This window comes from Vallitalea okinawensis, assembly GCF_002964605.1.
Lineage (GTDB): Bacteria > Bacillota > Clostridia > Lachnospirales > PQDH01 > Vallitalea_A > Vallitalea_A okinawensis.
This window is the reverse complement of record NZ_PQDH01000004.1, coordinates 50,903-75,323: the sequence shown is the minus strand read 5'-3', so window position 1 is coordinate 75,323 and position 24,421 is coordinate 50,903. Positions and strand designations below refer to the sequence as shown.

Sequence of the window (24,421 nt, the reverse complement as noted above, 5' to 3'; positions counted from 1 at the left end):
GGGGCGTCATGCCCCTTTAGAATTTACTTGATAAAATTTTGTGTATAATAGGGTTGATCATCATTAGCAAACCAAACACCAACACCTAATCCAGTGTAGTCTGAACTGAGTATGCTCTTTCGGTGTCCTGATGAATTCATCCACCCATTGATTACATATATAGCATTTTTTTGCCCCATAGCTATGTTTTCACCATAATAAGAATAGTTTATCCCCGCCTGTTTTGCTCTATCCCATGGTGCTTGTCCTTGTAAATTCGTGTGACTAAAGTAGCTATTATCACTCATATCTTTACTATGTTCACGAGCTATTACAGTTACATCATCTTCCCACGTATAGGGTTGTAACCCTTTATTAACACGTTCTACATTAGTTAAATCAAATATCTCTTTTTCATAGCTTATTCTTAATTCTTCGCTACCATTTCCATAATAGTGACTACTCGTAACACTGGAGTCCATTATAAGAACGGATGTAACCTTATTACCATCTAGTTGATCTACTAAGAATGTATAATTAATATTATTACTCGTTGCTTGTAGCTGTGAACCATAATATTCAGCTCCAAGGTTTTGCTTCACTGTCTGAGCAGATGCACCATATTCTACACCATCAGCTAATTTCCAATAGGAAGCGTTTGTGTAAAGTGCAATAACTTTATTATCCTTAACCCCTACTTGCAGATAATGACTATAGTCATTATTATAGATATACCACTTAAAACCATAATCACTTGCATCTGTTCGATGAGGTTGTCCTAAATTATCCACCAATTGGGTTACATCATCACCTATATGAATGCCTCTCAAGGCTTCTTTACTTACTGCTACTGGTTCCTTTTCATCTTCTTTATTCTCTGTTGGTACAGTGTCTTCTTCACCTTCAGTTGAAGTTGGTTGCTCTTTATCTTCTGTTGGAGCTGGCTGCCAATCACATTCTATATCTGTTCCTTTCTGGTCTTCTGATGGTTTTGATACCTCACTCCCATCTTGAGTAACATAAATTGCCCAGTTGTTTGAATCCCAATCAACATTACAATTAAAGGATTCCATTACTATACGTAATGGTACATGAACACGATCATTAATAATACTATTTTCAGTATCACTATCAATTTTGTGACCATTTCTAGAAATATAATTTTTCCCAACTGGAATAGCAATTGTTATGTTATCTTTAACTGCATAAGCTACTCTAGCATCACCATCCCATGTAACTTCTGAACCAAAAGCTTCGGAAAAAGCTCTAAAAGGAATTTGAGTTCTTCCGTTATTATCGATAAAGGGAAAACCTAAATCTTCACTGAAACAGACTTTCTTCCCATCTGAATATAACTTTAGCTCTTTAGCTTCTGATTGAATAGGTTCACCTATTAATCCCAAAGCCATCACGCTTACTACTAAAAACGATACTACTTTCTTATACATCATCTATTGCCCCTTTCTGTAGTCTGTGGTGAATAATGTTTACTCCTCGTAATATAGAGATGGGGGGGAATTAAATATATTACATAGTTATTAACTATAACAGAGTAAACATTATTCACTACAAACTGCTTTATATCTTAATTATACATGCCATCAATATATAATTCAATTAAATATATTACCATATTATTAAACATGAGTTTCATTTAGTTAACATTTTTGTAATATATCAAAATAAAAAACCTACTCAATTTGAGTAAGTTCTTTCAGACTTCTTATTTATCAAAAATATAATCCATAATAAATTGAACATGCAACGCAGCACCATCTATCAAAATATCTTCATCAACGTCAAAATTGTTTGTATGAAGAAGCGGTTTCTTATTCTCATCAGCTATTCCTATAAAGGTCATAGCTCCTCTTCGACTGTCCATAAGGATTGAGAAATCTTCACTAATTGTTACCGGTTCAATCGCTATACTTTTGCACCCTATTTTTTCAACTGACGTTTTTAACACCTGTATTACATCCTTATCATTGATAACTGGAGGTAATCCCTCTATATAATTAAGTTGCCCTATACCACCATATCCCTCAGCAATATGTTTTATCTTTCTATCCATTAACTCTTTAAGTTTATGCTTTAGATTAGGATTAAAATAACGTATCGTCCCTTCTATAATGACTTCCTCTGCTATAATATTAATGCCTGTTCCTCCATTTATTTTACCTACTGTGATGACTGCTGGATCAAGAGGACTGAGTTCACGACTAATAATAGATTGCAAATTCGTCACGATATGGGATGCTATTAGGATGGCATCTACGCCTTTTTGTGGCATTGCTCCATGAGCACTTAACCCTTTAATAGTAATCTTGAAAGCATCCACAGCCGCCATCAAAGGACCTTCTTTAATAGCTATCTCACCTTTATTCAGTTCACTCCACACATGAATCCCATGAATACACGACACATTATGATAAGCTTCATCTTTGATGAGTTCCTTGGCACCAGCCATTTTTTCTTCTGCTGGCTGAAATACTAATTTCACTTCACCTTTAAGGGACTCTTCATGTTCTTTTAATACTTTTGCTGCCCCTAAAAGCATGGCAAGATGACAATCATGTCCACAGGCATGCATAATCCCCTTATGACAAGACGCATAACTGACCTCATTAACTTCTGTAATAGGCAATGCATCCATATCAGCTCTTAAAGCAATGGCATCTTCACTCTTTCCCTCACCTAAAGTTGCAATGATACCTGTATCTGCTACCTTCTTATATTGAATACCTAATCCATTGAGTTCTTCTTCTATATAAGACTGTGTCTTATATTCTTCATGACTTAATTCTGGATATCGATGAAAATATCGGCGATGCTTAATCAAATAATTTCTTTGCTTTTCCATCTCGCGGCGAATATCCACGCTTTTCCCTCCTAACAATGGATCCTTTCCTTCCATGTAGCTTGAAAATTATTATGTATAAAGTAAAAGCAGCATGGTAGAATATTTTACCTTAGCTGCTTGGCTCTCTATAGTCCTTACTTCACTTCCTTGCAGGTACTACCTTCTACAATGGAGTGATCAAGTATAATATCTTTTTTTGTATTTTTCCCATTGATTAATGCAATAAGGGTTTTCATGGATTGTCTCCCGATTTCTTCTGCTGGTTGATTCACTGTTGTGAGTCTTGGACGTACCGCAGCAGCTAAATCAATGTTATCAAAACCTATAATTGATATATCATCAGGAACCTGATATCCTCTGTCTATAGCGCAATTCATAGCTCCAATAGCCATGGAATCACTAACAGCAAAAATCGCCGTTGGTTTTACCTGACTATTATCTAATATATCATCCATGGCTTGGTAACCGTCCTCAATTTTAAACTTTCCTTCTCGCATGTATAATGGATTTTGCTTAATACCATGACCCTTCAATGCATCAATAAAACCTCTATATCTTTGTTGCCCAGCTGTAATATCTTGCATATCACCAGCTATGATTCCTATACGTTCATGCCCTTTTTGGATTAAATAATTAGTTGCATCATAGGCTGCATGATAGTCATCAATATTAACTGATGGTACCTTGAGTCCATCAATTTTAACACTAGCTAATACAACTGGAATTTTATAAGCCTTAAGCATTTCCTTAGTACGTTCATCAACCTTTTCATGCATGAGGATAATGCCATCAGCCCACATTTCTTTCAGTACATTCAAATAGCGAACCTCTTTATCAAGATTCTCTTTAATGTTACAGACGACAATATTGTAATTCCGCTCACTTGCATATTCTTCAATGCTACTGATCATTCTTGAATAGTAATGATTGGTTAAGTCAGGAACAATAATACCAATAAGATTGGTTCTTTGAGAAGCTAAACTTCTAGCTACTTGATTAGGTCGATATTCTAACTCTTCAACGGCTTTTGTTACTTTATCCTTCAGCTCATCACTAACATGTTTATAACCGTTAAGGACTCGTGACACAGTTGATATGGATACGCCTGCTTTCTTCGCAACATCTTGTATTTTAACAGCTATCCCTGCCACCTCCTCTTTCAACAACATCATTTAAACTCAATCATACCATGGGGTTCTTTTATTGTCAATTCACCTAAGTTGACAGGATTTTTTAGGGATTTTCTCCCTTTTTTTAAACAGAAAAACAAGACATCCTGTTATACCAAAGATGATAGCAGCTAATATAAAAGGCAGATTATAGCTTAGCTCAAAAGCAAAGCCTGAAAGCAACCCGCCTAGTATCATCCCTAAAGCATTAAAAGAATTCATGATTCCAAAAATAACACCTTGATCATTACGGGTACTTACTGATATAATCATCTGATTTAATGGTTTATACATAGCTAAGAAAGTTAAGTATATGGTTAGTGTTGGTATAATAATCCGAATGTCTTTAAACCCAACAAAACAAAACAGAGATAAACTTAGTATCAGTGACTCTACAAATAGAATCTTCGTAGGACTGAATTTCTTTAAAAACATAGGTAATAAAACCATGTTGGCTATTAAATTGAGAAATCCTGAAAATGTCATGAAATACCCAACAAAAGATGATGGCATATTCCAGATTGTCACTAAATAATAAGGTATGGTATTGGTATAAAGTGTATAGCCAAAGGTTAATAAAAAGGTATATATAAAAACTTTCCCCATGGGTTGCACAATATATAGCGAAACTTTGTCTATAATAATTCTGAAGGATACTGCAGCTGCACTTGTATGCTCATTATCTTTTAATTGTTGTATACAGAACAAAACAAGTATAGGCAATAATAGTAATAAACCAACTTGAGCAAAGAAGGTATACTGATACTTTTGTTCACCAATTAGCCCTCCCAATAAATAACCTAACATGGATCCAATACCTGTAAGAGCTGCTGAATAAGCTAAATTCTTCTTTTTATCTTCTTCTGAGGAAACAGCAGCTAGGTATACTAAACTTACAGATACTGTAGCCATAGAAAACGCGCCTGTAAAAGCTCTAAAAAAAATAGTTAATCCTAAATGAGTTGATAAACCAAATCCTAATTGACCTAAGGCACTACCGAAAGGGCCTATAAATAACACTTTTTTATGCCCGATTTTATCAGCTAATTGTCCCCATAAAGGAGCCGTAACAAAAGATAATAAAGACATGGTTGCAAATAGAATGCCAAAAGCATAATCAGGATAACTTAACTCTTTTATAAGGGCTGGTGTCACAGGATGAGCTAAATTAAAGATCATCATGGATATAAATTGATAAAACAGAATTCTTTTAATACTTCCTTTATATGTCATGGTATACTCCTCCTGATGTCAACCAACCAATACCAATTTGTTAGCCACTAATTCTTATCGTCTATATATTGTACTTAATTATTGACTTTGCATCAACTTTCTTTTATCAATACAAATCATTTTTCTTATATTAAGCTTCTGCATTAATCTTAACACATATTGCTTGATAATCCCATTAACGACCAATCTTATTCTGGCTTAATAATGCATTAATATCGCTTAACCTAAAAGGTTGACGAATGTAGAGGCCTTCACCATATTCAAAGCCGCCTAACATCCCCATTTGTTTTGCACTTAACTCAACAAATTGCGCAATTCCTTGGGATTGGTGACAACCAACTACTTCTAACTTTTTCTCATAAACATCTGAAATATCGATAATCATATCAGGTCTTTGTGAATTGGTACGAGGATCCAGTGAAAAGTAGAGTACTTGCTTAGGATGCCATGTTTTATCATCTGATGAATGTTTCTTGAGCCCCGCTACAAACACTGCTCGATCAACTGTCTTTGATACTGCTACGTGATCGGGATGATAATCGTCTGGATGAATTGTCAATACAACTTGAGGACTTGCTTCTCTCAACAATGGAACAAGTTCCTCTACTGCTTCAATCCCATATTCAACCCCAGCATCTGGATGATCTAAATGCTTAAAATAATCTAATTCTAATAGTTCTGCAGCATTTTTCAACTCTCTAACTCGATCTTCCTTTGTTGCAAAGCCTCCTGCTTCCCCTTTAGTAAAGCAGATCAAACCTGTTTTTTTCCCTTCCTTTTTAGCTTTTAAAAGTAAGCCTGTCACCACTGACTCATCGTCTGGATGAGCACCAACAACTAAAAAATCGATCATAATTCCACTCCTCTTCTAGCCTTTAATCCCTTGAGATGCAATTCCTTCAACAATTTGATTTTGGAAGATAATAAAGATAATAATCATTGGTAATACCGCTATAACACCACCAGCCATAACTTGCTCGTAATAAGTGGTATGCTCTCCGATTAAGAAAGCAAGACCTGCTGACAATGTCATTTTATCAATTGATCTATTAACGATAATTGGCCACATTAACGATTTCCAAGTTGCTAAAGCTGTTAAGATAGACAATGAAACAAGGCTTGGTTTAGCTAATGGTAAGATAATTTTAGCAAAGATAGAGAAGTAACTACAACCATCTATTTTCGCTGCTTCATCCAAATCTTTTGGTATCGACATAAAAAACTGTCTCAACAAAAATACACCAAAAACACTGAACAAACTTGGTAACATTAATGCAAATAATGTATTGGTCAGACCAAGCCCAACCATAATATTATAATGTGGAATCAAAAAGATCTGTCCAGGTATCATTAATAATGCTAGAATACCAACAAAAATAACATTCTTTCCTGGGAAATCTAATCTTGCAAATGCAAATGCTGCCATTGAGCTTATAAATAATTGACCTACGATTACAGCTATAACTACTGTGAAAGTATTAATGTATAGTCGCCCAAATGGGAATTTTTCTAATACAATTTGATAATTCTCCCACCTTAGTGTATCTGGGAAGATAATTGGTGGAATCATAATAGCCTCTTCATAAGTTTTAATGGACGTTAAGAACATCCATATAAAAGGTCCTACTGTCGCAATTACAGCTAAAATTAATATAATATAAATCCATGTATTACCTTTTTTATTCAAAGTCTCCACCTTCTTTCTAACTATAATGAACCCATTTTTTCTGTAATTTCATTTGAATCAATGTAATCACTAATATAATGACAAATAACATCATCGAAACAGCTGATGCATAGCCTTTTTCAAATGTTATAAATGCACGATCATAGAAATAGTAAACCAATGACATGGCATATTTCATACTTAATGCCGTAGGTTGAATCATTAAGAAAATAAAGTCAAAGATTTGGAATACATTGATTATGGACATTACAGTCACAAAGAAGAGTGTTGGTGTTAATAAGGGAATGGTTACCCTAAAAAGTGTTTGGAACTTATTTGCACCATCAATTTGCGCTGCCTCATAGTAAACTTTTGAAATGCCTTGTAGCCCAGCCAATATAATAATCATCTGTGTACTAATCATGGTCCATACGAGAACAATCGTAATAGCATAGATAACTATATCAGGATCGGATAACCAAGCTATGGAGTCTAAACCTATTTTTCCAAGTATAAAATTGATGATACCAAATTCGTAATTATAAAGCCATCTCCACAATAACCCAATTGCCGCAGGCATGGTTACTGCTGGGAGGAATAATGCTGTTCTAAAAAAAGTACGTCCTTTAATCTGTGAATTAATTAAAATAGCTGCTCCAGTTGATAGGATAACAATGGATGGTACGCCGATAACAACGTAAGTTAATGTGTTCTTTAATGCTTGATAGAATTTTTCGTCTTGAAATAAACGAATATAATTATCTAACCCTATAAATTCAGGTGCCCCAAATGACCCAAGTTTTGTAAAGCTATAATAGAAGTTTTGAAAAAAGGCAAAGTAATAAAAAACGAATAAGCCAATCATTAATGGGGCGATAAATATATAAGCCCATTTAATCTCATTCTTACGTATTGGCGATAATTTTTTACGTGCCATTTTCACCCCTCCTTCTCCCTGTATTATTAAACTTAAGTGCTTCTTCTTAAGTTTTATATTCTTGATAATATGGAATCATAAGTATTCTATGCTTCAGAAAACTTATGATTCCTTTTTCAACTTAACTCTTTATAAACTCAGTTTTTCTTTGGTTTTATTATTCCTCGTCAATAATCTTTTGCATTTCTTCGTAAATCTTTGCACAACCCTCTTCTGCTGTGATTTCACCTGCAAATATTTGAGCTGCGTAATCGTTAACTGGTCCTAACCACTTAGTTAATGTTGGACCTGCTGGGAATGGTACCGCAGTTTCAGCTGCATCAAAGAAAATGCCCGTTTCGATGTTTTGGAAGTTATTTAAATAATATTGTTGTGATTCTTTATGTGCTGGAATATCAATACCTGCTTCACCTTGAATTTTGTTACCCACTGGACCTGTTATGAACTTTACAAGTTCCCAAGCTGCATCAGGGTGATCTGTATTACCATAGATTGAATAACCTAAACCGCCCAATACAGATGCATTAGATTGACTTTGTTTAGGCATTGTAATAAGTCCAACATTGCCTTCTTGTCCCATTGTAGATTCTTCTAAAACAGTAGCTTTCCATGAACCTAAGAAAACAATAGCACCTTTACCTGATAAGAATAAATCTGTACCTTTTGTTTCAGAAAGAACAACATAAGGAGCTAATAATTCTTGATCTAATAAATCTACAACATTTTGATAAGCTTCTACAGTTTCTGGTTGGTTATAACCTGATTGTGAAAAATCTTCACTAATGATATAGCCACCTGTTTGATGTGCGAAGTTGAAGTGAGATGGTTGAGCATCAAGTTCCATTAAAATTGGGTACTCACTACCATTAGCTGTTGCAATTGCTGCTTTTAATTCTTCAGCTATAGCAACCATATCATCCCAAGTCCATCCATCTTGTGGATATTCAACGCCATATTGATCAAAGATTGCTTTATTGTAAGCCACAGCTACTGAATCTACACCTTTAGGCATCGCCCATTGCTGTCCTTCATAGTTATAAGTGTTAACAATTGCATCAACATAGTCGCCAGTGTTGACATTATCTCTTGCAATGTACTCATCCATAGGAAGTAACACGCCACCGTCAACATATTTAGGTAAGTATACATTCATCCAGAATACGTCTGGTGCTTCTCCTGCACCTGCTGCAGCGTCTAATTTTGTCCAATAGCTTGACCATGGTGTTAATTCAATTGTTGCATGAATGCTTTCATTCTCAGCATTAAATGCATCTACGATTTCTTGAAGCGCATCCTTTTGGTTTTCATCCCAAATACCAAGTGTAATTTCTTCTACTTCCTTCTTCTCTTTTTTTTCTGAGCTACTGCTTGAGCTATTTGTGTTATCTCCTGCAGTTGAAGGTTTTTCCTCATCCTTAGCACACCCAGCAAATAATGCCATTGCAAGAATGATTACCATTGTTAAAGAAAGAATTTTTTTCATCATTACTACCTCCACCTTTTTTAATATTGAAGAAAATATTCTCCATAACACTGTTCCCTAGAGAACATTTATATAAAGGATACTATTTACGTTGTACTATCGATAAACCCCTATAGACTTAGGATATACGTTCAGTGTATCACAATATACCCAGAACATATACACCAATAAATAGTTCCTTTAATACGTTTTGCTATTATGATGCCATGATAGACTTATATTTTTTCATATAATCCATAGCAACCTCTAACGTAATACCAGCCTTATAACAACCTAATGCAGTCGTAGAATAGCCACCTAGAATATTCCCCATTTGCATAGACTTAATAATATCCCAATCATTATATAAACCATAAATGATACCAGCTAAAAAGTTATCACCAGCACCTGTTGTATCTATGGCATTAAACTTAACAGGCATGGGAACATGTACAACTTGATTGTTATAATAGGTTAAACAACCTTCTCCACCCACACTTATAACAGGATGCTTCACATACTCAGCGAGAACTTTAATCGCATCTTGTAGGTTGTTGGTTTCAGTCATTTTCAGCGCCTCTTTATCATTAGGAGTAAATACCTCTACATATTTTAGTGTTTCTTTAAACATACTGATATGCAGATCATCTTCCCACCCTGTATCAAAAATAATCTTTGTCCCCTCATTTTTTAGTCGTATCATCACTTCGTCAAACCCATGAGGTGCAAAGACAACTTTTGATCCTGTAAGAAAGTCATAAACTTTCTGATCATCAAGTGAATTCTCCCTTACCCCTTCATTAAAGCAAATAAAGCTACGATCTGTAGGAAATGATAGGACACTGGTAACAACAACAGGATGCCCTTCTTTTCCTTCATAAAAATTTACATAGTCTTTAAAATCCATTTGTCCTAGAAGTTCTTTAGCAATTCGACTTGCTAAATCATCTCCTAAAAAAGTCCCTAGACGTCCAGGTATACCTAATCGGTTAAGAACAATTGGATATACCATAGGTCCGCCACCTAACTGAACATCGAAATTCTTAGCAAAAACCTCTTCACCTAAGTCGGGTAAACGACCGAACTCATCAAATATTATATCAACGTTCATCTGTCCAAATACTGAAATATGTGCCATTAATTCCACTCTCCAACGTAATCCTTGTATTGTTCTAAATATCCATCCACTAGCTCAGTCGCTAAAGAATAAGAGTTAATTAGCGGATGAACTGTTAATGCCTTAATTGCCATATCCCTATCTTTGTTTAAAATGGCTTCGATAGTTTTTCTTTCATAATATTTGATGGTCTTAATGAGGTTCATTTGCATATCCTTAATTTCACCAACAGCTATAGGTGTCACTTTTTTCTTATCAATAACACATGAAATTTCAACCACATCATCGTCTGCTAGACCTTCTATAGCACCTTCATTAGGTATAGATAATACCATAAGGGTTCTTTCTCCAGTTGAGTAAGCTCTGACAAAGTTAAGTGCTACACCTGCATAACCACCTTCATCTGGCGTCTCAATAACTTCTTGAACAGAAGGTACATTCAATTGTTTAGGTCTTAATTGACCTGATTCAATAGAGAAATAACTGTTTTCACGTATTAAATAATGGGTCATAAAGATTTTAAATGCTTCTTCAAAATCTTCATCAATATTGATCTCTTTTAAAGCTTTAGTCATTTGATTATTGATTTCTAAGATAGTCTCACCACGAGTTTTACCGGATTTGTTGATAGAATCGATGGCTTGCTCTCTATAATAATAGAAATATAAATACTCATTTAATAACAAATCTCCTGACATTCTTGTCAACTCTGGTTGAAAAAGTCTCATTTCTGTATCTGTATAAAGTTTAGGATGATTAAGAATCTCACCCATCACGTCTTTTCCTTTTACTTTAGCGTCTTTAAACCAAGATAAATGATTCAAACCAAAGCAAGTGATATCAAAATCTTCAGGTTCTACATCCAATATTTCACGTAATTGTTTGATGAATTCACTTGGAGCATCGCATATTCCATATACGTTATCAAATCCTTGACTTCTTAATGCTTGCGTAACAATTCCTGAAGGATTTGTAAAGTTAAAAACTAATGCCTCTGGTTTCGCAACTTCTCTAATTAAATGACAATAATCAATAAGAGCAGGAACAGATCTTAGGGCCATTGCAAAACCACCTGCACCAGTTGTTTCTTGACCTAATAAACCATTATTTAATGCTATACGCTCATCACTTACTCGACCTTCATCGCCACCAACCCTTAGAGTTGTAATGACAAAATCTGCATCTGTTAAAGCTTCTTTAGCATCACTTGTTATAGAAAACTTAATATCTGGATTAATTCTTTTAGCCAAATTCATGGCTATCTTACCATATATAAAGAGTTTTTCTTTATCGTTATCCATAAATACAATTTCATTTATTCCTACCATGTCTGCATTACTGACAATGGATTTAGCTAAAAATGGTGATCTAACGCCTCCACCACCAAGCACTGTTAGTTTCATAAGCTTCCTCCTCGCTTTCTAATACCTCTATTAGAACTAAAATAAACCTATATCTATACTAAAAACGCTTTCATATAACTCATTATTGAGTAAAACATTAGGTCTTCAGATAGAGCTTTCACTCTACCTGAAGTTTGAGTCAAGAATTTGGAAGGATTGAAAACGTTTTTAAGAAAAGTTGAACAATATGAAAGCGTTTTCAAGCAATTTAAAAAAATATAGAGCTTGAAAGCGTTTTCAATTATCTATGAACTTATTATACATGCATTTTTAAAATTAGTCAACAACAATTCCATTAACTTAGAAATTTCATATAACTATTAGACAAATAACAGAATAATTTTGTGCACTTTTATCACATTCCCTCTATCATCTTACCAACTACTATACACTGGAGTATGACTGACCCATTTACTCGAGCAAAACTCGAACTTTCCTATTCCAGTACAAAAGTGGCTAACGCCACGGTAAAACTGAAATAGAAAAGTACGGTACCTTGCGAGCAAAACTCGGACTTTCCTATTCCACAAGAAAAGTGACTAACGTCACGTTTCAAGTATGTGCAAGAAAGTATGGTACCTTGCGAGCAAAACGCAGTACTTTCTTACACTATAAAATTAGAGATAGGATTTTAAAATCCTACCTCACTCTATTAATTTCATCTAATCATTTTATATTGTACTTTTATATAGTAGTCATATTATTTTATTTTGTAAGCAACAGCTTCATAAGGACGCAATACCATTGAGTTTGGTTGCGCTTTTGCATCCCTATAATTGCTAATTAATGTTTCAGTAACTTCATAAGCTTCTGGACTTTCAAAAGTAACTTCTTGGTCTGTTACATTATTGATGACTAATATCTTTTCTTCACCTAATGTTCTCGTATAAGCAAAGATATTTAGATCTTCTTTTAGGATCAACTCAAACTCACCATAAACAATAACATCCATATTCTTACGCAATTCAATGAGTTTTTTATAATAATAGAAGATTGAATCTTGATCACTTAGAGCATTTTCAGCATTAATGGTTGTATAATTGGGATTAACTTTTATCCAAGGCTCTCCTGTGGTAAAACCAGCGTTATCTGATGCATCCCATTGCACTGGTGTACGAGCATTATCTCGACCATTTTCCCATATAGCTTTCATCATTTCCTCATGGCTAAAGCCTTCTTCTGTTTTTTCCTTATAGAAATTAATAGTTTCAATATCATCATAATCATCCAGAGAATTGAATTGAACATTAGTCATCCCAAGCTCTTCTCCTTGATAAATATAAGGTGTTCCCTTCATGAAATGAAGTAATGTGGCTAACATCTTAGCCGACTCAACACGATACTTTTGCTCATTCCCTCTTTTAGAAACAACTCTTGGTAAATCATGATTATTCCAGAACAAAGAGTTCCATCCTTGATCTTTTAATTCCACTTGCCATTTAGATAAAATTTCTTTTAATTTGACTAAATCTAATTCCTTTGGACGCCATTTGCCATGTTCTTCATCCCAGTCCAATGTGATGTGTTCAAATTGAAATACCATGCTGACTTCATTTCTCTTTGGATCTGAATACATTTTAGCAATCTCTGGCGTTGCTCCCCATGTTTCACCTACTGTTAAAACATCTCTCTTACCGAATGTTGCTTTGTTCATTTCTTGAAGGAGTTGATGAAGTCGAGGTCCATTCCCTGTGATACCTTTATCTATTTCTTTACCGATAAGGTCGATTACATCCATTCTGAAACCGCCAATTCCCTTATCTAACCACCAATTCATCATGTTATGAACTTCTTCTTGAACCTTAGGATTCTCCCAATTAAGGTCCGGTTGTCTTTTCGAGAATAAATGTAAGAAATACTCACCTGATGCTTCATCGTATTCCCAAGCAGAACCTCCAAAGACAGAATCTAAATCATTTGGTACACCACCATCCTCAGCAGGTTTTCTCCAGATATAATAATCACGATAAGGATTTTCCTTAGATTTTAACGCTTCTTTAAACCAAGGATGCTCATCCGATGTATGATTGACCACTAAGTCCATAATTATCTTAATACCACGCTGTTGGGCAGCCTTTATCAATTCTTCCATGTCATCCAAAGTACCAAACTCATGGGCAATATCTTGATAATCAGAGATATCATAGCCGTTATCATCCATAGGAGATTTGTACACAGGACTTAACCAAATGACATTAATACCTAATTCTCTTAAGTAATCTAACTTCTCTATAATACCTTTTAAATCACCTATACCATCACCATTGGTATCATTAAAACTTCTAGGATAAATTTGATACACAACTGAACTATGCCACCATTTTTTCTCCATTTTTTCACCTCAATGTAATTTTATTATACGCTTCTTAATAGCTTCTTTTCGATACATCTAATATCTGATATAATTTAGGAAGATATTCTCTAAGAATAGTATAGTACATAGAATAAATAACTTTCAACGGTGTAAATTACACATATGAGGTGATGCATTTGGCTGATCAATATGAAAATCACAAACTGATCTATGATATTACAGATAAGGCAGGATTAATCCTTTCTGAGATGGCGAAACTCTCAAGATTAATTGATGAAAATAGTGATATCCCTAATTCTTTACAAAGCACTCTTGGCAAGATATATCGTTATGAAGGTAAAACTCAAAGTGAAATTTCCAAGATTTATAATATGGATAAGCAGAATACTATTAAGTATGTATCTGAATTAGAAAAAAGAGGTTACATTTATAAAGTTGACTTGGATAGTAAACGTAAAGGAATTTATTTAACGGATAAAGGGAAAAAGATCAATGAACATTTTATGAAAACACGGGGAGCTTTTTTAGATCTTGCTCTTGCACAAATCTCACCAGACCATTTACTCCTAACCCGCCAGACAATGGAGCAATTATGTGATATATTGATAACATATATCGAAGGTATAGAATAATAATTATCTATAAATATTGATTGTAATTTTCAAAATCTATTGACATGATAGAAAACCTTATGATATACTATAGTTGTTATTAAATAATGATTATCGTTTTCATTATTAACCCTGTATTATCCCCCCTCACATAACCTACCTTCCCAAAAGTAAGGTTATGTACAAACTTAGTCATAAAGATACTAATGCCTCAAAGGAATCAAGGATAGTCTATATGGACTATCCCCTTTTTTTTGCATATAATAATAAAATTTTATAATAACTTTCATAAAGTTCCTTTCATGCAAAGTTAAAGTTAATTATCTTGACTTCCACTATGCGGCTATCGTCTTATCTTGAACAAAGGACTGTAGCATGTTGTATCGTAGCTGATCGAATAATTTAAAAGTCTTTTCAGCATATTCTTGATCCTTATAAACCTTCCAATATCCACACAATAGACACTCTTGATTGGGGCACTCCATATAGGCAATGACTTCATCTAAGGGAAATCCTAAAAAGATACCCATTTCATGAGGACATAAATGTTCAAAACGGTCTTTAAGACGTTCTAATGATTGATGTAGCGCAGCATTATTATAACCGAATCTTTTTAAGAAAGCTCTATGCTTAGGCTGTCTTAAGGTAGCTTCAAGACTAATTGAATGGTATAGCAAGATTGTTACTTTTCTCTCATCTTCTTTAATTGTATGTACATATAGTCCTAATTCATCAATAACTTTCCGACCATAACTATCCCATAATGCTTTGACACCCTTTTGATTATTAATTGTTATAATAGTTGATGGCTTAACTCCCACAATTGTTGGGGCTGTATAGTAGATTAGGTATGCTTTTAGGTAGTCCCTTTTTTCTAATTGTTCAATAGATAAAAAGCATTCTTGCATAAGCCTTTTATGTTCCATAAGCACCCTCCTTATTACTGCTCACGTATATATAAATGATATTCATTTTAAATTGATAATTTATATCAATATTATACTGGAAAATCTTTTTAAAATCAAGATTGACTTTAATATCGGATTATGATATAGTTTAATTGTTGATAACGATTATCATTATCATACTCTAAGAAGTTAAATTAACCCTATTACAACCATGTTAGTACAAAAATGGCTACCACCATGTTAAAACCGGAATAGGAATGTACGGTACCTTGCGAGCAAAACACGAACTTTCCTATACCAAAAAAAAGTGACTAACACACTTTTACATTGTGCAGGTGTAAGTATAGGGAATACTCTCTTGCACTGCAATTATTATTAATCTTATTTTAATAAGGAGGTTTTCCATGAAAGATCTAGCAATCATTTACTGGAGTGGAACCGGTAATACTGAAGCTATGGCAAACGCAATTGCAGATGGTGCTAAAGAAGCTGGTTCATCTGTAAAACTATTAGACGTAGATAGTGCTACTATTGAAGATGTTACATCAGCAAGTGTCTTAGCCTTTGGTTGTCCTTCAATGGGCGATGAAGTATTAGAAGAAATGTCTTTTGAACCATTTATTGAATCTTTAGAAGGCAATGATATTAAGAAACCTACACTTTTATTCGGCTCTTACGACTGGGGAGATGGTCAGTGGATGCGTGAGTGGGCTGACAGAATGAAAGGTTATGGCTCACTATTAATTAATGATGGGCATATCGTTAACAATGAGCCTGGTGATGACGATATTAAAGAACTTCAAGATTTAGGAGCTTCTTTAGTAAAGTAAGTACGTAAAATGAATGAATTACTTAACCCTGTTTACATGACTTAACCTTGGATAAGGTGGCATTATCTCTTGGATAAGTCTTGACATATGATCTCTTAATATGAAAAGTGACTAAAGTCACCTTTTCAAGTGCAGGAAAGTACAGTTCCTTGCTTATTCATTTCTCTTAAAGTGAAAATGAACTTTCCTTAAACAAAGGATGGCCGAAGCCATCCTCCTTTTTTGTTAGTAACTTAGCTTAACACTTCTTGATGCTTACTATCTAAATGTCTAAGCTCATATATAAGAAATGCTCCAGTGAGTACTGAGGATAGTAAATCAGCAAGTGGACCAGCCATCCATAAACCTTGAAGTTCAAAGAATCTAGGTAATATGAGTATTGCTGGTATTAGGAAAAGTACTTGTCTAGATAAACTTAGGAACATAGCCCGAGCCGCCTTACCAACTGCTTGGAAATAATTTGAACTTACTATTTGGAATCCTATGATTGGTAACATGATCAAGAATATTCTCATCCCTTGGCTTCCTATTCTAATTAATTCTGCATCTTTACTATTAAACATACTTATTAATCCAGTAGAAAAGAGTTCTACGATTACAAATCCTATCAAAACAATTCCAGTGGCTGCTAAAATAGCTAATAGCAATGTTTTTTTAACCCGATCATATTGCTTTGCTCCATAGTTATAACCAATAATGGGCTGACTACCTTGGTTGATACCGAATATTGGCATGAGGATGAGCATAGCTATACTATTAATAATCCCAAAAGCAGCTATAGCTGTATCACCACCAAAGTTACCCAGTTGTATGTTAAAAATTGCTGTTACTCCACTTGCAGCTAATTGCATAGAGAAAGGTGCTGAACCAATGGCAAAAATTCTTAATACAACTGACCAATCAAGTCTAAAATTCTTTTTATGGATATTTAATAAACTCTTACCACCAAAGAAGTAATAAAGAACCCATATTGATGATATAGCTTGAGCTGTGATAGTCGCAAGAGCCGCACCAGCTATTCCCATATCCAATACAAAGATAAAGATTGGATCAAGAATAATATTAGCCACTGCACCGATAACCATTGTTAACATAGCAATCATCGGATTACCTTCACCTCGTATAAAACCGTTCATTCCAAAGCCTATACACTGAAAAATTGATCCTATCAAAATAATACGCAGATAATCTCGCGCAAGTGGTAGAGCCTCTTCACTTGCACCGAAAAGAGTTAAGAGAGGGTCTAAAAAGATTAATCCAAAAGTAGTAATAATAATAGCTATAAGTACCAGTAAGACGATTGAATTGCCAAGTATCTTCTCAGCCTCTTCTTTTTTATTTTCTCCTAAACGTATGGATATAAGAGCTGTAGCTCCTATACCTACAAGCATCCCAAAGGCCATAATAATCAACATAATAGGAAATCCAACAGTTATTCCTGTAATACCATCAGAGCCAACCCCTTGGCCTATAAATATCCTATCTATAATATTATAGAGAGCATTTACAATCATACCAATGATAGCTGGTATAGAAAACTTAAGTAAGAGCTTCCCTATTTTTTCTTCGCCTAATAATCGCGATCTATCCATGTTATCTCCTCCTTACAATTTATCGACAATGTTAACAACTTTTACAATAGATTCATGAAGTTCTTGTACTTCTTTATCTGATAAATTACTCAGAATTTCAGCATATTCCTGTTTTAATAACCTATATTTTTCTTGGCGATAGTTTTGTCCTTGTTCCGTTAATCTAATCCATGTTTTTCTTCTATCTTTTTTATCTCTTTCTCGATAAACGAATCCTTTTTCTTCAAGAGAATCAATGAGTGTGGTTAAACTCCCTTTTTTCATATCTAGGCATTTTCCTAACATCGTTGATGTCATTTGTCCGTTATGTCCAACCATCATTACTGTTCCTATTTGATTCTTTTTTAATATTTTATCAACTCGATCTACTCGATCGTAAGCAGGTCCAAGTTTTTTACGAAATAGTGGCATCAACTGTACCATATTTAGAAATAGATCATTAAACAAAGCCTCTTCCATAATGCTAAACGTCCTTCCTTGATAAGAAATCTTACTGTTAGAATTCTAACCTACTTCTGCAAATAAGTCAATGACAATTCATGAGAACTTAAAATATTATATTAAAGATAGTTTACAAGATGACTATGAATTATATGTACAGAATTATTGAGGTTATAATCGACTAGTAATTGTATTTGTGGTAGAATATAGTAGATTAATTTTAAATTTTAGCATTTATTTGAGAATCCTATAAGTTAGGGGAGACCTACTCATGCAATATAGAAAAATTATTATTGTTTTTATCTTGTTTACTTTTTTTACGACTCTATCAAATGCTCAAGATAAAAACTCGATCTTAGAAACAACCATTCATAATTTAGTTAGAGATCAAGTATTAACAACTTCTTTAAGGGATGGTGAGACTTTTATATCGACTGATGAATTAATTGATCTTCTTGAAGGTGATATCACTTTTGATTCTACAAGTCAAGAAGTTTATATCCTTTGCAAGAATACGTTTATACTATTATCCATTGATGAATCTTTTGCCTATGTAAACGGTACTTATACCGCTATGGATGCTCCTACTCAGTTAGAAGTTATTGATGATAAAACTCATATCATGACGCCTATAAATTTCATGTTGGATGCATTACAGATAAGAGATTTATCCGATGAACCTATGTTTGAAGTTCCACTTCATCCAACTCTTTCTGAAGATATTATGAGTGAGCAAACCACTGAGGATGTTATAGATGTTCAACTTCCATTAACTGATGAAGAAGAGATTGATGGCAATAAGAATTATGAATATATTATTGTTATTGACCCGGGTCATGGTGGCAACGACCCTGGTAAACCCAATGATGGCGAGAATTATGCAGGTATGGATGAAAAAGTTGCTAATTTAAACCTTGCACTAATAGTCAATGAACTTTTGTCCCAACATGATGAAATAAAAGTGTACATGACACGTACAGATGATACATATCCCACATTAAAAGAACGTTGTAATCTTGCTAATGAAATGGAAGCTGACCTTTTTATTAGCATTCATCATAATTCCTTTGCTCCAATAGTCAATGGTACGGAAACTTATTATTACGATCCAGAAAATGAAACCCTCGTTACCCTGGCTAACATTATGCAGAAGAATGTTACCGCCTATGCTGGTACAAAAGACAGAGGTTTACGTAATGAATCGAAATATGTTTTATCACATACAGATATGCCTGCTTTACTGATTGAAGTTGCATATATGTCGAGTCCAATTGACGGACAACTGATCCAAGCCCCTGAATATAAAATCCATTCATCATTAGGTATATATAATGGCATATTAGAGATTTTAGAAACATTGAAATAGCACCTACAGAAAGTAGATGCTATTTTTGCTATTCCATATGTTTAACTCTTGCATAAAGTAAACTCTCGCCTAGAAAACCTATCCCGACACCTATGGTATAGCAGATAATATCACTCCATAGGAAACCAAAACCAAGAATTAATCCCCCTAAAGTCGTTTGTCTAATGGAATTAATCATATCGCCCTGATAAAGTTGACTCACTTCAATACTATAACAGAATAATAACGCCATGATGGTGCTCCACAATGTTGGCATCCTATTAAATACTATACCCAAACCTAAAAATATCATTAATGCCCAAAGAGTATCACCGCCGTAAGTAGTTATAAAACCTGGGAGTGGTAACCCGGACACTCGTATTGCCAACCCCATAGTCATGACGATCAAGGTTAGCATGAAATAAATAAGTCGATTCCTTCTCATTTTTCTCTCCATCTATTTAATCTTTTTAATAACTTTCTTAAACTCTTTATCTTTACCTATAAACTTTACTTCTTCAACACCTAGATATGCCATTAAACATTCCAAAGAAGCAGCAATTTCTACTATTAACGCCTCATCTAAAGCAATCACTGATTCCCACCACCAGTTTTTTATCTCCAATAATCCCTTTTCCTTATAATACCTTGGTTCAAATCGTCCAATTAGTCGATCTCCATAAAGTACAGGCAACACATAGTAACCATACTTCCTTTTGGCTGCAGGTGTATAAACTTCCCACCTGTATTCAAAATTAAAAAGTTCTTCTATCAGATTTCGATCCCAAAGCATATTATCCAGAGGTGCGATGAAAGAGACTTTTGACTCATAGGTTAACCCATTCATGACCTTTTCAAGAAGATCTTTTTCTTCCTGACGAATATAACAAGGATATTTGATTCCTTCAATAGAGACAGGAATAATTTCTTTCTTATTGATTAATCTTTCAATGGCAGCACGACGCTCCTTAGTTTTCATCCAGTGAATACCTATCCATGCATCACTTGCTCTGTCCCACAATAGCCCAATAGCACCTATACGCCTCTTTACATGCCATTCTAAGTAGTCTTCTAATGTTTGATTAGGATCAGATTTACCCAGAATTTCCTGTGGTATATGTTTTTCAACATAGTCATAGAATCTTCTTGTCCCAACTTTATGATGAACAAGTATTTCTCCCCAATAAAACATACTTTCCAAAACTGCACGAGGTGCTCTTGTTGGAGCCCATGCCCAATCAATCTTATAATCAATCTTAATATCCTTTGATGACAAAGGTCCATGTTGATGAATATCTTCTCTTATTTGAGGTAAAAGCTCTTTTATAGCTTCACTATTATTAGCATATCGGTCATAGGCTTCTTTTCGATACCTCTCAAAGTAAGGCCAATCCTCCACAGGATATATTGACATACATTTATCCCAGCCATCCAATAACTTTCTATCATCATAGATTAAATGATATAAATCATCACCTTTAAAGTCTTTTATTCTTGATTGTAAAACTAGGAATGGATTATAGCCTACCATATTTAATGGATCAAATTGTATACATCCAACATGTTTAATAAAGTCATAAACTGCATCCCTCCCAGATAAACTTCTTGGCTGTATAAGTTTTTGGTGACTTAAAATAAATTCCCTTGCTTGCTTTTTCGTTAGTTTCATTATTATCACTGATCCTTTTTATCTCCTCTACAGGAGACTATGTTAACATATAAAAATTTAATATACCTTTGGATTATAAGCGATACCATCGATTTGAACCTTTAAACCATCCGGACCACCTACATGAGCAAATTCTGTTGAGATAGTTTTTCTAGCAGGAAAATTCCCATTAAAGCGACGTTTAAAAACTTCTTCCATGATAGGTATATCCCAAATATCCCTTAGTAATATTTCTACTTTAACAACTGAGTCTAACGTAAGGTTAACCTCTCTTAAACGGTTACTCATTTGATCAAGAGCACCATCAATCTGTTTCTCAACTGATTCACCAATATTCCCTACACAAAAACTAAGGAAGATAAAGTCACCAGCTTCTACAAAACCTGAGTAAGCGTAATCTGCATTGATATCTCTTCTGATCACACCATTGTTTTCATATATTTCTTGCTGATCCATCTTTTCTCGATTAATCTCCGTCATATCCATCCCCCTTTAATCCTTTTCTTGTATGCAATATTCTTAATTAGGATTATAGCAAAGGATATACGACACCAGTTTGTCATACATCTAAAATATTCAAAAAAATCTCTTAGTTGAATGTCTTAATCCAAATAAGAGATTTATAAGCTTTTTATTCATCCAATAACTTAATACCTGAATCCGTGAATTCAACTTTTCCTTCTTTTAGTAAACGACCAACAGCTCTTTTGAAAGCTTTTTTACTCATACCAAATGCTTGCTTTATACGTTCTGGATCACTCTTATCGTTAAATGGAATAATTCCTTTATCATTCAAAGCATCTAAAAGAATCTTAGTATCTGCATCCATTTGTAGATAAGCTTTTTGCCGTATACTAAGGTTTAATTTACCATCTTCTCGTACCTTTGTTATACGTACTTCTACTTTATCCCCTACTTTTAATTCTGAGAATAATTCATGTTTAGGAATAAGTCCATGATACTTGTTCTCCACTGCAACAAATGCACCCATATCCTTTTTTATATCGTATACTAAACCATATGCTTGATCATTCTCTTTAAAAGGAGAATCATCCTCTAGGAGTTTACCAATGTTCATGGTTGCACAAATTCTATCTTTATTGCTGATGTATAGACCTATAAGGTACTTGCTACCTATGCGAACATTTCCCTTTTGTTCTTTAACTGGTAAGAAAAGATCTTTATCAAGTCCCCAATCCATAAAAGCTCCAGATGTGGCTTTATCAACAACCTCTAACTCCTTTAAAGCTCCCATAACTATTTTAGGTGCCTTCATGGTACCAATCAATCGATTATCAGAATCTTTATAGATAAACACCTTAACTTCTTGACCTAACTCTACTTCACCAATAATCTGTTCAAAGGGTAAAATGACTTGTCTCATATCATAACGGGATTTTGTTAAAAAGCCATGTGGTGTTTTTTTAAAGACGTGCATATTTTGTATTTTTGCTAATTCTATCATAATCTTCCTCGCTTCTGTATTAGTTCTCTACTAAGAATGTTACCACAACTCTACTTAAGTATACAAGCACAATCTCATCTTAAAAAGGATTATCTATGACTGTATCTATTATAACATAAGGTAAAGCTCCTTTTACTAAAAAAGAATAAGAATAACCGGGGTTTACTGATACTTGCCTGCTTATTAATTGGTCAGAAATGATAATGTTTAGATCTAATATGGGTAAGCATGTTTTAGGATAAAAATATGAGCTATTTTCTTCAAAACCAATCATTTCATTACCTATAAAGATTTCAGGCAAATTGGGTGAGTCATTGACAACTCGATATCGGTAACAATTTTTATCTTCAAAATTGCTAGAGACTTTCCTTCCTTCCCATATATAATCATCATCAGGTGAATCTTCATAACTCCACTTACCGGTAAACTCATTTTCGTCGAAAACTAGTCTCATATTGCCGTAATTCCTGCTCTCTGTATAAATAAGTCTTTCATCCCATCTTCCTGTAAGAACATCTCCAGTAATCGTCCCATTTATAATACCATCTTTCCAACTATAGTAACCAGTAACTTTATCACCTCTTTGTGTCATAACGAGTCTTCCATAAGTGGTATACCAAATCCCTCTGGTGTTTATTGGCTCTTCATTTGTTTGTCTATTGGTTAAATTACTTTTTTGATTCATTTTTATAAAATAATAAGAAAATAGAGCATTAGGCCACATAATACATACATCCAACTGTTAGTATCTTATAGTATTCTATGTCATAGCTTTTAATCCAGTGTATCTTTATCATATCTAATATCTTTATTATGCGTAGTATAGCTTTTATAAATCTGCAAAAAATAAACTTATAATTTTGAAAGGAGTTAGATTAATGCCTAAGACAAGGATTCAGATAAAAGAAAAAGGACCACTTATTGTATCTGGTGAATTTGAGCTAGTGGATGAACAAGGAAATATCATACCTTCTGAGCAAACTGCTCGCCTTTGCAGATGTGGTGAATCTTCCATTATGCCTTTTTGTGAAAGTTCTCTACACAACAAAAAAAATGAATAAAAATATAAAGGAGGGGTCTTATGTTACCCTTATATCAAACTTGTATTGATGCTTGTTTAAAATGTGCTAATGCCTGTGAGTTTTGTGCAACTTCATGTCTCAATGAGCAGGATGTCCAATCCATGACTAAATGTATCCAACTTGACAGAGATTGTGCTGATATATGTTACCTTGCAGCCAAATATATGGCAAGAGGAAGTCAATTTGCTAAGCAACTCTGTGTATTATGCGCTCAGATCTGTAAGACATGTGGTGATGAGTGCAGTAAATTCCCTGCTCAACATTGCAAGGATTGCGCAGATGCCTGTTATAAATGTGCTACTGAATGTGAGTCTATGTCTCAATAATAAAAACTCTTT

The 24,421-nt window shown here is 34.2% G+C and carries 24 protein-coding genes; 5 read left to right on the top strand and 19 right to left on the bottom strand.

The window, feature by feature from the left end; translation table 11 throughout:
* Positions 1 to 23: 23 nt before the first annotated feature.
* The 11 genes from C1Y58_RS13320 to C1Y58_RS13270 all read right to left on the bottom strand — a co-directional run bounded on the left by C1Y58_RS13320 (position 24) and on the right by C1Y58_RS13270 (position 14,158).
* A complete protein-coding gene (locus C1Y58_RS13320; RefSeq protein WP_105616555.1) occupies positions 24 to 1,430 on the bottom strand; it encodes a stalk domain-containing protein in 1,407 nt (468 codons plus the stop codon).
* A 272-nt stretch (positions 1,431 to 1,702) separates the two neighbouring features.
* Positions 1,703 to 2,857, bottom strand: coding sequence for a M20 metallopeptidase family protein (locus C1Y58_RS13315; RefSeq protein ID WP_157950092.1), 1,155 nt, complete (start codon positions 2,855 to 2,857; stop codon positions 1,703 to 1,705).
* A 116-nt stretch (positions 2,858 to 2,973) separates the two neighbouring features.
* Positions 2,974 to 4,008, bottom strand: a complete 1,035-nt coding sequence (locus C1Y58_RS13310) for a LacI family DNA-binding transcriptional regulator (RefSeq protein WP_207655751.1) — start codon at positions 4,006 to 4,008, stop codon at positions 2,974 to 2,976.
* A gap of 42 nt (positions 4,009 to 4,050) precedes the next feature.
* Positions 4,051 to 5,241, bottom strand: coding sequence for an MFS transporter (locus C1Y58_RS13305; protein WP_105616553.1), 1,191 nt, complete (start codon positions 5,239 to 5,241; stop codon positions 4,051 to 4,053).
* Positions 5,242 to 5,416: 175 nt separating this feature from the next.
* Positions 5,417 to 6,094: a PIG-L family deacetylase gene (locus C1Y58_RS13300; protein WP_105616552.1), complete on the bottom strand. Its 678-nt coding sequence runs from the start codon at positions 6,092 to 6,094 to the stop codon at positions 5,417 to 5,419.
* Between the two features lie 15 nt (positions 6,095 to 6,109).
* Entirely contained in the window at positions 6,110 to 6,937 is an 828-nt protein-coding gene (locus tag C1Y58_RS13295) for a carbohydrate ABC transporter permease (RefSeq protein WP_408646596.1), read from the bottom strand.
* A gap of 7 nt (positions 6,938 to 6,944) precedes the next feature.
* Positions 6,945 to 7,844 carry a carbohydrate ABC transporter permease gene (locus C1Y58_RS13290; RefSeq protein ID WP_105616551.1) on the bottom strand — a complete coding sequence of 300 codons (900 nt, stop codon included), beginning with the start codon at positions 7,842 to 7,844 and terminating at the stop codon, positions 6,945 to 6,947.
* Positions 7,845 to 8,001: 157 nt separating this feature from the next.
* On the bottom strand, positions 8,002 to 9,330 hold the full coding sequence (locus C1Y58_RS13285; RefSeq protein WP_105616550.1) for an ABC transporter substrate-binding protein: 1,329 nt from the start codon (positions 9,328 to 9,330) through the stop codon (positions 8,002 to 8,004).
* 193 nt (positions 9,331 to 9,523) lie between these two features.
* Positions 9,524 to 10,444, bottom strand: coding sequence for a carbohydrate kinase family protein (locus C1Y58_RS13280; protein WP_105616549.1), 921 nt, complete (start codon positions 10,442 to 10,444; stop codon positions 9,524 to 9,526).
* The gene (locus C1Y58_RS13275) at positions 10,444 to 11,826 is read right to left on the bottom strand and encodes a family 4 glycosyl hydrolase (protein ID WP_105616548.1); all 1,383 of its coding nucleotides are present in this window, start codon (positions 11,824 to 11,826) and stop codon (positions 10,444 to 10,446) included. The genes C1Y58_RS13280 and C1Y58_RS13275 overlap by 1 nt, the downstream gene beginning before the upstream one ends.
* A gap of 700 nt (positions 11,827 to 12,526) precedes the next feature.
* Positions 12,527 to 14,158, bottom strand: coding sequence for a glycoside hydrolase family 13 protein (locus tag C1Y58_RS13270; protein WP_105616547.1), 1,632 nt, complete (start codon positions 14,156 to 14,158; stop codon positions 12,527 to 12,529).
* A gap of 158 nt (positions 14,159 to 14,316) precedes the next feature.
* Between C1Y58_RS13270 and C1Y58_RS13265 the strand changes: the two genes are divergently transcribed.
* Entirely contained in the window at positions 14,317 to 14,772 is a 456-nt protein-coding gene (locus tag C1Y58_RS13265) for a MarR family winged helix-turn-helix transcriptional regulator (RefSeq protein ID WP_157950090.1), read from the top strand.
* A 314-nt stretch (positions 14,773 to 15,086) separates the two neighbouring features.
* Here the strand turns inward: C1Y58_RS13265 and C1Y58_RS13260 are convergent, their stop codons facing one another.
* Entirely contained in the window at positions 15,087 to 15,677 is a 591-nt protein-coding gene (locus C1Y58_RS13260; RefSeq protein ID WP_105616545.1) for a DUF3793 family protein, read from the bottom strand.
* Between the two features lie 386 nt (positions 15,678 to 16,063).
* Between C1Y58_RS13260 and C1Y58_RS13255 the strand changes: the two genes are divergently transcribed.
* Positions 16,064 to 16,489 (top strand): flavodoxin, encoded by a 426-nt coding sequence (locus C1Y58_RS13255; protein WP_105616544.1) that lies wholly within the window; start codon positions 16,064 to 16,066, stop codon positions 16,487 to 16,489.
* A 233-nt stretch (positions 16,490 to 16,722) separates the two neighbouring features.
* On the opposite strand, the gene C1Y58_RS13250 is transcribed toward C1Y58_RS13255, so the two are convergent.
* Positions 16,723 to 18,081: an MATE family efflux transporter gene (locus C1Y58_RS13250; protein WP_105616543.1), complete on the bottom strand. Its 1,359-nt coding sequence runs from the start codon at positions 18,079 to 18,081 to the stop codon at positions 16,723 to 16,725.
* Positions 18,082 to 18,093: 12 nt separating this feature from the next.
* The gene (locus C1Y58_RS13245; RefSeq protein WP_105616542.1) at positions 18,094 to 18,540 is read right to left on the bottom strand and encodes a MarR family winged helix-turn-helix transcriptional regulator; all 447 of its coding nucleotides are present in this window, start codon (positions 18,538 to 18,540) and stop codon (positions 18,094 to 18,096) included.
* 253 nt (positions 18,541 to 18,793) lie between these two features.
* Between C1Y58_RS13245 and C1Y58_RS13240 the strand changes: the two genes are divergently transcribed.
* Entirely contained in the window at positions 18,794 to 19,888 is a 1,095-nt protein-coding gene (locus C1Y58_RS13240) for an N-acetylmuramoyl-L-alanine amidase (RefSeq protein WP_105616541.1), read from the top strand.
* Between the two features lie 28 nt (positions 19,889 to 19,916).
* On the opposite strand, the gene C1Y58_RS13235 is transcribed toward C1Y58_RS13240, so the two are convergent.
* The 5 genes from C1Y58_RS13235 to C1Y58_RS13215 form a co-directional block, all read right to left on the bottom strand.
* Positions 19,917 to 20,312, bottom strand: coding sequence for a ribosomal maturation YjgA family protein (locus C1Y58_RS13235; protein ID WP_157950089.1), 396 nt, complete (start codon positions 20,310 to 20,312; stop codon positions 19,917 to 19,919).
* A 12-nt stretch (positions 20,313 to 20,324) separates the two neighbouring features.
* Positions 20,325 to 21,536: a winged helix-turn-helix domain-containing protein gene (locus C1Y58_RS13230; protein ID WP_105616539.1), complete on the bottom strand. Its 1,212-nt coding sequence runs from the start codon at positions 21,534 to 21,536 to the stop codon at positions 20,325 to 20,327.
* 57 nt (positions 21,537 to 21,593) lie between these two features.
* Positions 21,594 to 22,016 (bottom strand): RidA family protein, encoded by a 423-nt coding sequence (locus C1Y58_RS13225; protein ID WP_242985397.1) that lies wholly within the window; start codon positions 22,014 to 22,016, stop codon positions 21,594 to 21,596.
* Between the two features lie 151 nt (positions 22,017 to 22,167).
* Entirely contained in the window at positions 22,168 to 23,001 is an 834-nt protein-coding gene (locus C1Y58_RS13220; RefSeq protein ID WP_105616538.1) for a CvfB family protein, read from the bottom strand.
* Positions 23,002 to 23,080: 79 nt separating this feature from the next.
* A complete protein-coding gene (locus C1Y58_RS13215) occupies positions 23,081 to 23,725 on the bottom strand; it encodes a hypothetical protein (RefSeq protein WP_105616537.1) in 645 nt (214 codons plus the stop codon).
* A gap of 154 nt (positions 23,726 to 23,879) precedes the next feature.
* On the opposite strand from C1Y58_RS13215, the gene C1Y58_RS13210 reads away from it, so the two are divergent.
* Both C1Y58_RS13210 and C1Y58_RS13205 read left to right on the top strand, forming a co-directional pair.
* Positions 23,880 to 24,062, top strand: coding sequence for a CDGSH iron-sulfur domain-containing protein (locus C1Y58_RS13210; protein ID WP_105616536.1), 183 nt, complete (start codon positions 23,880 to 23,882; stop codon positions 24,060 to 24,062).
* A gap of 20 nt (positions 24,063 to 24,082) precedes the next feature.
* Positions 24,083 to 24,409: a four-helix bundle copper-binding protein gene (locus tag C1Y58_RS13205; RefSeq protein WP_105616535.1), complete on the top strand. Its 327-nt coding sequence runs from the start codon at positions 24,083 to 24,085 to the stop codon at positions 24,407 to 24,409.
* The last annotated feature ends 12 nt before the right edge of the window (positions 24,410 to 24,421 follow it).

Excerpts from the sequence above, each read along its gene's own strand:
- C1Y58_RS13320 (WP_105616555.1), bottom strand. The coding sequence starts at position 1,430 with ATGATGTATAAGAAAGTAGTATCGTTTTTAGTAGTAAGCGTGATGGCT.
- C1Y58_RS13310 (WP_207655751.1), bottom strand. The coding sequence starts at position 4,008 with ATGTTGTTGAAAGAGGAGGTGGCAGGGATAGCTGTTAAAATACAAGAT.
- C1Y58_RS13305 (WP_105616553.1), bottom strand. The coding sequence starts at position 5,241 with ATGACATATAAAGGAAGTATTAAAAGAATTCTGTTTTATCAATTTATA.
- C1Y58_RS13300 (WP_105616552.1), bottom strand. The coding sequence starts at position 6,094 with ATGATCGATTTTTTAGTTGTTGGTGCTCATCCAGACGATGAGTCAGTG.
- C1Y58_RS13290 (WP_105616551.1), bottom strand. The coding sequence starts at position 7,844 with ATGGCACGTAAAAAATTATCGCCAATACGTAAGAATGAGATTAAATGG.
- C1Y58_RS13285 (WP_105616550.1), bottom strand. The coding sequence starts at position 9,330 with ATGATGAAAAAAATTCTTTCTTTAACAATGGTAATCATTCTTGCAATG.
- C1Y58_RS13280 (WP_105616549.1), bottom strand. The coding sequence starts at position 10,444 with ATGGCACATATTTCAGTATTTGGACAGATGAACGTTGATATAATATTT.
- C1Y58_RS13275 (WP_105616548.1), bottom strand. The coding sequence starts at position 11,826 with ATGAAACTAACAGTGCTTGGTGGTGGAGGCGTTAGATCACCATTTTTA.
- C1Y58_RS13270 (WP_105616547.1), bottom strand. The coding sequence starts at position 14,158 with ATGGAGAAAAAATGGTGGCATAGTTCAGTTGTGTATCAAATTTATCCT.
- C1Y58_RS13260 (WP_105616545.1), bottom strand. The coding sequence starts at position 15,677 with ATGGAACATAAAAGGCTTATGCAAGAATGCTTTTTATCTATTGAACAA.
- C1Y58_RS13255 (WP_105616544.1), top strand. The coding sequence starts at position 16,064 with ATGAAAGATCTAGCAATCATTTACTGGAGTGGAACCGGTAATACTGAA.
- C1Y58_RS13250 (WP_105616543.1), bottom strand. The coding sequence starts at position 18,081 with ATGGATAGATCGCGATTATTAGGCGAAGAAAAAATAGGGAAGCTCTTA.
- C1Y58_RS13245 (WP_105616542.1), bottom strand. The coding sequence starts at position 18,540 with ATGGAAGAGGCTTTGTTTAATGATCTATTTCTAAATATGGTACAGTTG.
- C1Y58_RS13240 (WP_105616541.1), top strand. The coding sequence starts at position 18,794 with ATGCAATATAGAAAAATTATTATTGTTTTTATCTTGTTTACTTTTTTT.
- C1Y58_RS13235 (WP_157950089.1), bottom strand. The coding sequence starts at position 20,312 with ATGAGAAGGAATCGACTTATTTATTTCATGCTAACCTTGATCGTCATG.
- C1Y58_RS13230 (WP_105616539.1), bottom strand. The coding sequence starts at position 21,536 with ATGAAACTAACGAAAAAGCAAGCAAGGGAATTTATTTTAAGTCACCAA.
- C1Y58_RS13225 (WP_242985397.1), bottom strand. The coding sequence starts at position 22,016 with ATGACGGAGATTAATCGAGAAAAGATGGATCAGCAAGAAATATATGAA.
- C1Y58_RS13220 (WP_105616538.1), bottom strand. The coding sequence starts at position 23,001 with ATGATAGAATTAGCAAAAATACAAAATATGCACGTCTTTAAAAAAACA.
- C1Y58_RS13215 (WP_105616537.1), bottom strand. The coding sequence starts at position 23,725 with ATGTGGCCTAATGCTCTATTTTCTTATTATTTTATAAAAATGAATCAA.
- C1Y58_RS13210 (WP_105616536.1), top strand. The coding sequence starts at position 23,880 with ATGCCTAAGACAAGGATTCAGATAAAAGAAAAAGGACCACTTATTGTA.
- C1Y58_RS13205 (WP_105616535.1), top strand. The coding sequence starts at position 24,083 with ATGTTACCCTTATATCAAACTTGTATTGATGCTTGTTTAAAATGTGCT.